General features: G+C 28.4%; 9 protein-coding genes. 3 read left to right on the top strand and 6 right to left on the bottom strand.

Annotation, left to right across the window (positions count from 1 at the left end; genetic code table 11):
• From BLV79_RS00485 to BLV79_RS12965, 3 genes are all read left to right on the top strand, one after another.
• Window positions 1-1,122, top strand: coding sequence for an ABC transporter substrate-binding protein (locus tag BLV79_RS00485; RefSeq protein WP_074715344.1), 1,122 nt, complete (start codon window positions 1-3; stop codon window positions 1,120-1,122).
• A gap of 530 nt (window positions 1,123-1,652) precedes the next feature.
• Window positions 1,653-2,450, top strand: coding sequence for a DUF5688 family protein (locus tag BLV79_RS00480; protein WP_074714952.1), 798 nt, complete (start codon window positions 1,653-1,655; stop codon window positions 2,448-2,450).
• Window positions 2,451-3,364: 914 nt separating this feature from the next.
• Window positions 3,365-3,514, top strand: coding sequence for a DUF5688 family protein (locus BLV79_RS12965; protein ID WP_330389902.1), 150 nt, complete (start codon window positions 3,365-3,367; stop codon window positions 3,512-3,514).
• Window positions 3,515-4,478: 964 nt separating this feature from the next.
• On the opposite strand, the gene glgA is transcribed toward BLV79_RS12965, so the two are convergent.
• The 6 genes from glgA to dxs form a co-directional block, all read right to left on the bottom strand.
• Window positions 4,479-5,918: a glycogen synthase GlgA gene (glgA, locus tag BLV79_RS00475; RefSeq protein ID WP_074714949.1), complete on the bottom strand. Its 1,440-nt coding sequence runs from the start codon at window positions 5,916-5,918 to the stop codon at window positions 4,479-4,481.
• A 232-nt stretch (window positions 5,919-6,150) separates the two neighbouring features.
• Window positions 6,151-7,851 (bottom strand): DNA repair protein RecN, encoded by a 1,701-nt coding sequence (gene recN, locus BLV79_RS00470; protein WP_074714946.1) that lies wholly within the window; start codon window positions 7,849-7,851, stop codon window positions 6,151-6,153.
• Between the two features lie 33 nt (window positions 7,852-7,884).
• Window positions 7,885-8,334 (bottom strand): arginine repressor, encoded by a 450-nt coding sequence (gene argR, locus BLV79_RS00465; protein WP_074714943.1) that lies wholly within the window; start codon window positions 8,332-8,334, stop codon window positions 7,885-7,887.
• A 53-nt stretch (window positions 8,335-8,387) separates the two neighbouring features.
• A complete protein-coding gene (locus BLV79_RS00460; RefSeq protein WP_074714940.1) occupies window positions 8,388-9,239 on the bottom strand; it encodes an NAD(+)/NADH kinase in 852 nt (283 codons plus the stop codon).
• A gap of 4 nt (window positions 9,240-9,243) precedes the next feature.
• Complete coding sequence (locus BLV79_RS00455) at window positions 9,244-10,047, bottom strand: TlyA family RNA methyltransferase (RefSeq protein WP_074714937.1); 804 nt, start codon at window positions 10,045-10,047, stop codon at window positions 9,244-9,246.
• A gap of 53 nt (window positions 10,048-10,100) precedes the next feature.
• Entirely contained in the window at window positions 10,101-11,972 is a 1,872-nt protein-coding gene (gene dxs, locus BLV79_RS00450; RefSeq protein ID WP_074714935.1) for a 1-deoxy-D-xylulose-5-phosphate synthase, read from the bottom strand.
• Between the last annotated feature and the right edge of the window lie 18 nt (window positions 11,973-11,990).

Raw genomic sequence — 11,990 nt, 5'->3', positions numbered from 1 at the left:
ATGAAACATTTTTTTAAAAAAGATTTTTCACATAAAACAAAAAAAATTAGCTTATGTTTAGTTTTAGTTTTATCTTTATCACAAGTTTTTTCAGCTTGTGGTAAAACAAAAAATAGAGATTCACACGCAACACCGATTAAAAATAATGTAAATTCAATTACTGTTTTAAACTACGGTAAATATATGGATGAAGATGTTATCAAAAAATTTGAAAAAGAAACTGGAATTCATATAAAATATGAAGAATATGAAAATCCTGAAGAAATGTATACTAAGTACAAATCTGGTTCTATAAAATATGATGTAATTTGCACTTCAGAATACATGATTCAAAAATTAATGTCAGAAAATGAACTAAAAAAGATTGATTTTAAAAAACTTAGTAATTACAATAATATCGATTCGAACGTTTTAGAATTAAATCAATCATATGATTCGAAAAATCAATATGCTTTACCATATTTTTATGGAACACTAGGTATTCTTTATGATACAAAAAAAGTATCTAAAGCTGATGTTCAATCATGGAATTGTTTATGGAACAAAAAATATAACAATGAAATAATAATGGAAAACTCGGTTCGTGATACATTTGCAGCTGCTTTAAAAAAACTTAATTATTCCATTAATGACACAAATCCAAAACATTTAAATAAAGCTTTATCAATTCTCGAAAAGCAAAAAGAACATGTTTACGCATATATGGTTGATGAAACAGCTGATGAAATGGTTGCAGGCAATGCCAAAATAGCTCTTTGTTATTCTGGTGAGGCCGCTACTGCTATGGAATCTAAATCTTCTCTTGCATATACTGTTCCTAAAGAAGGATCAAATGTGTGGGTTGATTCCTGGTTTATTCCAAAAACATGTAAAAGTAAACAAAATGCAATTAAATTTTTAGATTTTCTTTGTAGAGATGACATAGCAACTGCAAATTTTGATTACGTTTATTATGCTTCACCTATTAAATCAGTTGTTAAAAAACAACCTAAAGATGTATTGGAAAATGAGGCTGTCTTTCCTTCAAAAAAGACTTTGGAAAATTGCGAAATATTTACTATGCTTAATCAAAAAACAACTGATTATTATTCTGATTTATGGATGAAACTCAAAGCATATTAAAATCAAAATTTACACCATATAATAAGATTTTCTAATATTTTCTACTAATAAGGTTTCATTACTTACAACAAAAATATGTTGCACTAAAAAAATATATAAAAAGCAATCCGCATTAAAAGATATTTTTTATCGAAATAATTAATATTATGCGATTGCTTTTTTATATTTGTTTATTTATTATTAACTATAAAATATTATTTTCAAGCAAACTATCTTGTAATTTATTTCCAAAAACAAATTATTTTGTTTTTTTCTATTGCATTCTTAAATGAGTTATGATAATCTTTTTGAGACAGTTCTGTTGCAGATCTTTTGTAGATCTATTTGATTATATAAAATTTTATAAATCATATTTTGGTGTAATTACATTTTTAATCTATTAATTCCATATTTAATTTTGAAAAAATATAGTATAATTTATTTTCACAATAAAAGCACAAACTCATTTTATTAAATTATACATATAAAAATATTGTAACAAAAATATTAAATATAGCACAATATTTAGAAAGGATAACAATGAAATACTTATGACGTACGATAATTTTAAAAGTGACGTTCTTATAGAACTAAAAAAACATTTTGAAGGCGAAGCCTCAATTACAATTAAATCTTTCATAAAAAATAATGGCAAAAAACTTGATGGCATTATAATTTCAACGAATGATTCTAATATTAGTCCAACAATTTATCTAAACCCTTTATATCACAGATACTTAGAAGGATTACCAATAAAAGAAATTGTAAGAGAAATAATTCAGATTAATAACTCAAATAAAGTTTATAAAGGCTTTGATACTAATCAATTTCTTGACTTCGACGAAGCTAAGAATCATATCTTTTTCAAATTAGTCAATTATGAAAGAAATAAAGAATTACTACAGGATCTTCCACATATGAAATTTCTTGATTTAGCTGTAGTATTTGGCTTCTTTGTTGAATCAGATAATTCAGATTTTGCATCCATTTTAATTCATAATTCACATTTAAACTATTGGGAAATCAATACAGATGATCTATATAAAATTGCATTATACAACACTCCAAATTTGTTTTCACATAAAATATCTAATTTATTTGATACTGTAATTTCTCTAAGTGAAAAAATATCCCCTGGTTCTCTTAATGAACTTGACTTTTCCGAGTTAGATTTTGAAAAAACAAAATCAAATAATAACTTTTTTATATTAACAAATAAATACGGTATTAATGGTGCATCATGCATTCTATATCGTGGTTTACTAAAAAAAATTGCAAAAGAAAAAAATACAAATTTGATAGTTATTCCATCTAGTATTCACGAAGGTGCGACATGTTTCGCCATATAAAAACAACAAAAGGCGAGTAAATAATTATTCTTATTATTATTTATAACTTATTTCTCGAGAAGTAAAATGCGTAATAAACATTTATATTACAAAGTGCTTCCTTTAATACTCCGAATAGCATCCTTTATTTTGCACATTATAAGATGTTATAAGCTCGGTAAAGTCGACTGAGAGCCACCCTATCACGTTATGGTGAGGAAATGCGAACTAGAGGTAGTCGAGTGGATGATAGGTCGGAAGTCTACAAAATATCTATGATGAGAATGTTTTTTCAAGTAACTGACGAACTCTCGAATGAAAAGATCTAAAAATACAAATGTAGAAATGCATTATTGACATTTTGTCAAGTAAGTGTGGATAAGTAAAATCTTCGTTCTGAACATCCATACTGTAAAAAATATTATTACGAATTTTTGCAGTCAAGCTTACAGGTCTAAAGAGAGCATCTAAGGATATATGCAAAGATAGAGAAATAGGAACGTGGAAAGCTGATAACGTATAGAAGGTGCAACTTCGTTAAAACGTTCTGTGGTAACACAGTTTATATCAGTGAGAGCGAGGGCAATATACCGATGAAACAACTATAATACCTTGTTGAGGGACAGCCCTTAGTCAAATAATGTTTTTACAAAAATAAACTATAAGCTTGAGTGATTTTTAAAACAAATTTGTGAAGATAGGTTTATAAAGAAGATAGGTTTATAAAATAGATCTTTGAAATAGCTTTTTGAAAATCGACTTGTAAAACAGATTTGATGGAACGCCGTATGAGGTGAAAATCTCACGTACGGTGTGGAGTGGGGGAAAAGGTGGAAAATCTTATTATTTTAAGTATTATAATTTGTATTAAATCTTAAATACATTTGTAATATAAAACTAAATAAAAAAGATTCAAATCTTACCTATCACTATTAATTATTATTCCAGACGATGGAAAATTTGATAAAAAAACTATCAATACAATGATTTCTGATGCAAATTCTACTGTTCTAAAAGATGAACAGATTTTATCAGATAATGCATATTTTTATTCAAAAGAATATTCTCGATTATTAATTTATTAATATACTATCTTATTAATACATATATTTTATAAGATTTTTAGTAGATTATTCTAGTAATTCATTGAATCACTGGTTATTACAATTTTAACAAATCTCCTATATTTTATATTTAATTTTTTACTGAAAAAAATAAAAACCACTATTAATACGATAACTAGTCAATTCTAATTAAATATCTCACTATTCTAGTCCATATTCTATTTAGAGAAGAATATTACTTTTCTTCTATTCTAGAATAATTTGATTAGCTTACTATTGCTATCAATTTCTTTAAAACAAGTTATCGTATTGGGGGTTTTATATAGGATTAAATGTTTTAAACCTTTATGTTCATCATACTTTATGTTGTTCATATAAATTCTTTTTTTGTTATTTGAATATTACAAGTCTTAATTCAAATAATTTCTCTAATATAATTAAAAATTTATTAATATGTAAATATTTTCTTTAATTTTTATAGAAAACAGCAGAAAATCTAATTATATATATCTAATATATCTAATTTATCTATTTATGTCTACACATATATGTCCTATCTTTATTCCATAATCACGTCTACACGTATATGTTCTATCTTTATTCTATAATCACGTCTACACTTCAAAAAATTTCTGTTTTGTAGATAATCACATCTCTTAATCAAATCTATGTATTATATTTATGTATTAATGTCAAAAATCAATTATTTCTTAAAAAGCATAAAGTTTAAAACATAATAACACTAGTTTATCAGAAAATTTAAACATTAAATTATTGATTAATTTAATAACTATTAAAATAAATAATAAAACATTATTTATCAAAACATAAATATATAATACCGGCCTTAAAAGTTAGTTATAAATTCTAACTAATATTGGCCGGTATTTTTTACATTTTATTATGTATATATTATAAATTGTTATGTTTTTGTTATAATCTGTTATATATATGTTATAGCATACTATATCTATATCATAATATGCTATAACAAGCTATCATATAATTCTTCATATTTTTGTACTGAAGCTTTCCACGAAAAATCGAAAGTCATATCTCTACGTATTATATTGTTCCACATTCTTTTATGATTACAAAATACATCATAAGCATATTTAATTGTACTGGCTAATTCTTCTCCATTATAATTTGCGAACGAAAATCCTGTTCCATTATTTTCAAATTCATTATATGGCTCCACTGTATCAATCAAACCTCCTGTTTCACGAACAATTGGAACTGTGCCATATCTCATGGCAATAAGTTGACTTAGACCACAAGGTTCAAACATAGATGGCATTAAAAATGCATCTGCTCCCGCGTAGTATTTATGTGCAACTTCTTCGCCATATCCTATTTGTGCACTAACTTTATCTGGATACTTTTCGTGAAAATACTTTAAACTGTTTTCATAATACTTTTCTCCAGTTCCTAAAAAAACAAACTGAATATTATAATTATTCACCAAATCATCTAAAACGTAGTTTACTAAGTCAAATCCTTTTTGATCCGTCATTCTTGAAACCATAGCTACAACAAACGCATCACTTTTTTGTGGAAGGTTTAACATCTTTTGTAAATCACGTTTATTTTTCTTCTTCCCTTTTAATTCTCGTGCATCATAATTTGCGCTAATCTTCTTATCCTGTCTAGGATTATATATTTTATAGTCAATTCCATTAATTATTCCAAATAAATGATTTCCCTTATTTCTAAGCACGCCATCTAATCCAACGCCACCTTCAGGTGTACAAATATCTCTAGCATATGTAGGACTTACAGTTGTAACATAATCGGAATAAACTAGACCACCTTTTAAATAATTAGCCTCTCCATATGCTTCTATTCCTTTATCAGTAAAAACATATTCTGGCAAACCCGTAGCATCTTGTATCGCATTAACAGCCCATCTACCTTGAAAATTCAAATTATGTATCGTAAAAATTGTCTTTATTCCATTATAAAAATAATTATCTTTATATAATTCTTTCAAATAAACAGGAATTAATCCAGTCTGCCAATCATTACAATGAATTACATTTGGTTTTAAATTTAGATAAAACAATGCTTCTAGAACCGCCTTAGAAAAAAATGAAAACTTCTCAACATCTTCATGAATCATATTATATGGCTTATCGCCGGCAAAATAATATTCATTATCAATAAAATAATATTTAATACCTTCATAATTGCCCTCTAAAATACCAACATACTGTTTTCTCCAAGCTAAATCCATGTAAAAACTACAAACAAATTTTAAATTTTTACTCAATTTTTCATCAATACACTGATACTTTGGCAAAAAAACAAATGCCTTGTACTTTTTTTTAGATAAATACTTAGGCATAGCACCAACAACATCTGCTAAACCTCCTGTTTTAATAAATGGAACAGCTTCCGATGTTGCGTAAACAATATTAACCATAACTCCTTCTCCTTACAATATACTCCTATAATAATTATATTATTCCAACAAAAAATTAGAATAGTTATACTCTTTCGTGAATTATGATTTAATTCACACAAAAAAAGCAACTATTCTAATTATAATATTATTATATACTTATTTCAAGCAAATATTATATCTAAACTAAAGTTTCTGAATAATATATTTATATTACGTAGTTTTTTTATAATATATGTTTTTTAGCCAATAACTATAGGCCTATTTTTTTGCTTTTTGCCAAGCTTTTCATTTCTCGTGCACTATCAATTACCTTTTCTGTTATCTCTACCCCACCTATCATCCTAGCTAATTCGTTTACACTTTGATCATAATCCAAAGAATGTATCCTAGAAACAGTCATTTCATTTTTCTTTGAATCCTTCTCAATTGATTTTTCAATTAAAAAATGTTGGTTAGCCATTGCTGCTATTTGTGGTAAATGAGTTATGCAAATAATCTGATGACTTTGACTTAACAAATCCATTTTTTCAGATACCATTTGAGCTGTACGACCACTAATTCCTGTGTCGATTTCATCGAATATTAACGTCTCAATTTCGTCATCTTCTGCCATAATTGCCTTAATTGCAAGCATTATCCTTGACAATTCACCACCAGAGGCCACATCTTGTAAAGGTCGAACAGGTTCACCAGGATTAGTAGAAATCAAAAATTCTATATCATCAAATCCTTCATTGGTATAATCTTTTGTTCTATTAAAACTCATTTCAAATTTAACATCAAGAAAATTTAAATCTAATAATGCTGATTTAATTTTTTCGACTAGTTTTACGGATGCTTTTTTTCTAATTGAAGACAATTCATTACATAATGTTTCTAAATTGTCTCTCTCTTTTTTTATATTTTCATCTAGATTCTTAATATATTCATCATATTCTTGCAAAACCTGAATTCGTTCTGTCTTTTCTTCATAAGATTCTAAAATATCATTTATGGTACGTCCATATTTTGCTTTTAATGAATTAATAAGATTTAATCTAGAATCAATTTCATAAAACTGCGCTTCGTCAAAATCTAATTCTGAAATATAATTTGATAATTCATAATTAAAATCATTGACTAAGCTTTCTATCTCAGATAATTCATTTGATAAATTTTGAATTTTATCATCATAATTTACAACAAACTGAACGTCATACATTGCCTTATCTAAAAGTTCTGCAACACCACCGAGTTCTCCGTTCGTTATCTCTCTAACACTATTTAACTTTTCAAGTATCTTTTTCCCGTTAGAAAAGAATCTAAATTTTTCTTCTAACTCTTCATCTTCATTTTCTTTTAAATCAGCACTTTCTATTTCATTGATTTCAAACTCTAAAAACGATAATTCTCTATTTCTTTCCTCAACATTCATATTGGCATTCTCTCGTTCATTAATCAACTTCCTATAATTTGAAAATGCCTCCGATATTTTTTCCTTAATATCACAAATATTCTTTTTTGCAAATTCATCTAAAATTAAAAGATGTTTTTTCCTGTTCAAAAGTGACTGATGTTCATGTTGTCCATGTATGTCTATTAGAATTGAAGATATTTCTTGAATTTTACTAGTAGAAACTGTCTCTCCATTAACTCGACCTATTGTTCTATTAGGCTTTATTTTTTTACTAATAACTACAATATTATCCTCTGAAATTTCAACACCTAATGATTTCAATCGTTTCACTGTATTTGGATTTTTTACTTCAAAAGTCAATTCAATAAGAGCAAATTCAGCATTCTTTCGTAAAATATCTTTAGGAGCCTTTTCTCCAAGAGCAATGTTTATCGAGCCAATAATTATTGATTTTCCAGCACCTGTTTCCCCTGATAAAATATTTAATCCCTCTCCAAATTCAACATCTGCCTCATCAATCAATGCTAAATTCTTTACATGCAAATTCTGTAACATATTATCCTATTCACTCTCCCAATACTCATCTCTTTAATCAACAAGTTTTCTAAGTTTTTTAATTAAAGCTTCTGCATCAACTGTTGTTCGAACTGCACACATTATAGTATCATCTCCTGCAATGGAACCAACTATTTCGCTAAAATCCATTGCATCAATAGCAGCACATACTGCATTAGCCATGCCAGAAACTGTTTTAATCACTAAAATATTTTGTGCTAAATCCATAGAAACAAAACCATCTCTAAAAACTCTATGGTATTTTTCAAGCATCCCTTCATTTTTTTCGCTAAACGCTACATATTTTTGCTTACCGGATACTGTCTGAATTTTCGTTAGTTTTAATTCTCTAATATCTCTAGAAACCGTCGCTTGTGTTACCTTGTAACCTTCTTTAATCAAAAAATCAGATAACTCTTCTTGTGTACATATGTCATTTTTTTTAATTAATTCTATAATCTTTGTTTGCCTCTTAGTTTTCATTTTATATATTAGCTTTAAAGCTAATCTCCTCTCATATTTTTAGTGTGTCGGAGCTAATTAAATGTTGCCATTTTCTTCCTCAAAATCTCTAGGAAGCTCTTACGATTCAATTTGCATATTTTTATATTTGAAGTTGCTCTTGTAACCATAAAAGATTCGCCTGAATATAATTCTTTTACAAAATCACCATCAAAACTAACCTGAGCTCTATCATCCTTTTGTGCACATCTTCTACGTAATTTAACCTCTACTACAGCGTCATCTCCAATAACAATGCTTTTGGAATTTAAATTATGAGCATTTATAGGTGTTATTACTATCATATTAGCTTTAGGATCAACAATAGGTCCGCCCGCTGACATACTATATCCTGTAGACCCAGTCGGTGTTGCAATTATAATTCCATCAGCATTATATGTACTAAGGAACTCTCCATTAACGTAAACATCAAACGATAGTATTGACAATCCTCCCATTTGATGAATTACAACATCATTTAATGCAATCATGTTATTTGAAACATTACATGGATTACTCATCAATGCCATACGCTCTTCTATAAAATAATTGCCCTTAAAAAGCAAATCTATGGCATTAAAAATAGTGCTTTCCTCTAACTCACACAAATAACCCAATGTTCCCAAATTAATTCCAATCAATGGCAATTCTAAGGAAGACAATTTAGTGGCAGCCCTAATTAAGGTGCCATCTCCTCCTAAAACTAAAACACAATCGGTATCAACAGGAATATCCGTTATATCAAATTGCTTTGATTTTGTTGCCTCGACTCCACTTATTAAACCTTTTGCTTTTCCACCCTTTTTATTGATATAATCTATTATTTTTTTAGATAATACCAAATCATTGTCTTTAAATTCATTTGTAATCAATACAAAATTTTTCATAACTTTACTTATCTAATTGACCATGAGCCAGATTTACAATCTCATGTATGTCAACTGACTCCTCCTTTGTAGCTATTTCTGCCTTCTGTAAATGTACCAAATATTCAATGTTTCCTTCTGGTCCTTTGATAGGAGAAAATTCAAGATTTTTAACTGAATAGCCATTTTCTAAGGCAAAATTGACTATTTTTTCTATAACTTCTTCATGAACTTTAGGGTCTCTTACAACACCTTTCTTTCCAACTTTCTCTTTACCTGCTTCGAATTGTGGTTTAATTAAACAAACCATTTCAGCATTATCCGCTAATAATTCTCTGACTGGTATTAATACTTTAGTTAAAGAAATAAATGATACATCACATGATGCAAAATCTAGTCTGTCATCAATATCATCAGGTGTTACATAACGAATATTTGTTTTTTCCATACAAACGACTCGACTGTCTTGTCTTAATTTCCATGCAAACTGACCATATCCAACATCTACTGAATAAACTTTCCTAGCTGAATTTTGAAGCATACAATCAGTAAATCCACCCGTTGATGCACCAATATCCATACAAACTTTATCTGTTAAATCAATATTAAACTGCGCCATAGCTTTTTCTAATTTTAATCCACCACGACTAACATATTTTAAAGTCTGTCCATGTAATTCTATCTTCGCATCTTCTGGAAAAGTATTACCTGGTTTATCTTCTCTATTATTATTTACAAAAATCTTACCTTCCATAATTAAAGTTTTTGCCTTTTCTCTAGAAGGTGCGATATTATTTTTTACAACTAAAACGTCTAATCTTTCTTTCATTTATTATCTCTCATTCTATGATTATTTATTCACACTTTATTGAATATTATACCTTAATTCTGTATATTTTTCCATTTTTTTAATACAGAATTATATACAGATTCAGGATCTATTCGTAAACTTTTATATAAAACATCTACATTTCCGTGTTCAACATACATGTCCGGAATTGCTATGTTTAAAACTTCAATATTAATATTTTGATCTTTTACAAAGCTTGAAACGTGTTCTCCAAAGCCACCACTTGCAACATTTTCTTCTAATGTTACTAGAAGAGAATGTTTTTTTGAAGCACATTTAATAAAATCTCTATCAAATGGCTTCGCAAATCTCGCATTAACAAGTGTAGAATTTATATTGTTTTCTTTTAACTTATCATGAACAATTTGTGCTATTTTAACCATGCTTCCTAATGCAAAAAGAATTATTTGTGATTCATTATATATCACTTCAGCACGAGCTGTTCTGATTTTCTCCTTAAATTCACTTAATCCGTCATAAGCAGTTCCTCGAGGATAACGAATTGCAATAGGAGAATCATATTCAAACGCATATTTAATCATTTCTGCTAATTCCCATTTATTTTTAGGCGCAATAATCGTCATATTAGGAATTGATGATAAGAAAGAAATATCAAAAATCCCTTGATGAGTTTCACCATCACTACCAACTAATCCTGCTCTATCAATTGCAAAAACTACTGGTAAATTTTGTAAACACACATCATGCACTATTTGATCATAACCTCTTTGTAAAAATGACGAATATACAGCAAACACTGGTTTTAAACCATTTTTTGCCAATCCGGCAGAAAAAGTTACAGCATGACCCTCAGCAATACCAACATCAAAAAATCTATTCCTATAATTAGCTTTAAATCTGCTTAATCCCGTACCATCTTCCATTGCAGCTGTAACAGCAACTATTCTTTCATCATCCTTAGCTAGATTTGTTATGGTTTTTGAAAAAACATCTGTATAATTTGCTTGTGTCTTTTTAGTTAACGGTAAACCTGTCTCAATGTCAAAGGGAGGAGCTCCGTGAAATTTAGATGGATGTCTTTCTGCTGGTGGATAACCTTTTCCTTTTTTTGTAATAACATGTACTATAACCGGACCATTTACTCTTTTTGCCTCTTGAAAAATCTTGCACATGGAATTAATATCACTTCCATCTACAGGGCCAAGATACATGATTCCCATCTCTTCAAAAAACATACCAGGTATCAACAATTGTTTAATTCCACTTTTTGTTCTTTTTATTCTATCAACCATTTTTTTGCCATAAACTGGAATCTTATTAAGTGAATTCATAACACCATCTTTAAATTCAATATATGCCGATGCTGTTCTAAAACCATTTAAATACTTATTAACACCACCGACATTTTCAGAAATTGACATGTTATTATCGTTTAAAACAATTATAAAATTTGATTTAAGGCTTGAAGCATTATTAAGTGCTTCGTATGCCATTCCACCAGTTAATGCTCCATCTCCAATTACAGATATAACATAATTGGATTCACCCTTAATTTCTCTAGCTGTCGCTAAACCTAAGCCTGCAGAAATAGAAGTAGAACTATGCCCTGTGTCAAATGCATCACAATCACTTTCCTCAGATTTAGGAAAACCACTCATTCCACCATATTGACGCAACTTAATAAAGCCATCTCTTCTACCTGTTAAAATTTTATGAGTGTATGACTGATGTCCGACGTCCCATACAATCTTATCCGTAGGCAAGTTAAATGACAAATGGAGCGCCATTGTCAATTCTACAACACCAAGATTAGATGCCAAATGTCCACCTGTTACAGAAATAGAATCAATCAAAAAATTGCGAATTTCTGTTTTTAGTTGTTCTAATTCATCTGAATTGAGTTTCTTTATATCGTTAACTTTATGTATTTTATCTAAAATCATAACAAAGCCTTTCTAATA

This window comes from Lachnobacterium bovis DSM 14045, assembly GCF_900107245.1.
In the GTDB taxonomy this organism is placed as follows: domain Bacteria; phylum Bacillota; class Clostridia; order Lachnospirales; family Lachnospiraceae; genus Roseburia; species Roseburia bovis.
The sequence above is the reverse complement of the archived record's forward strand: the minus strand, read 5'-3'. Positions and strand labels throughout refer to the sequence as shown.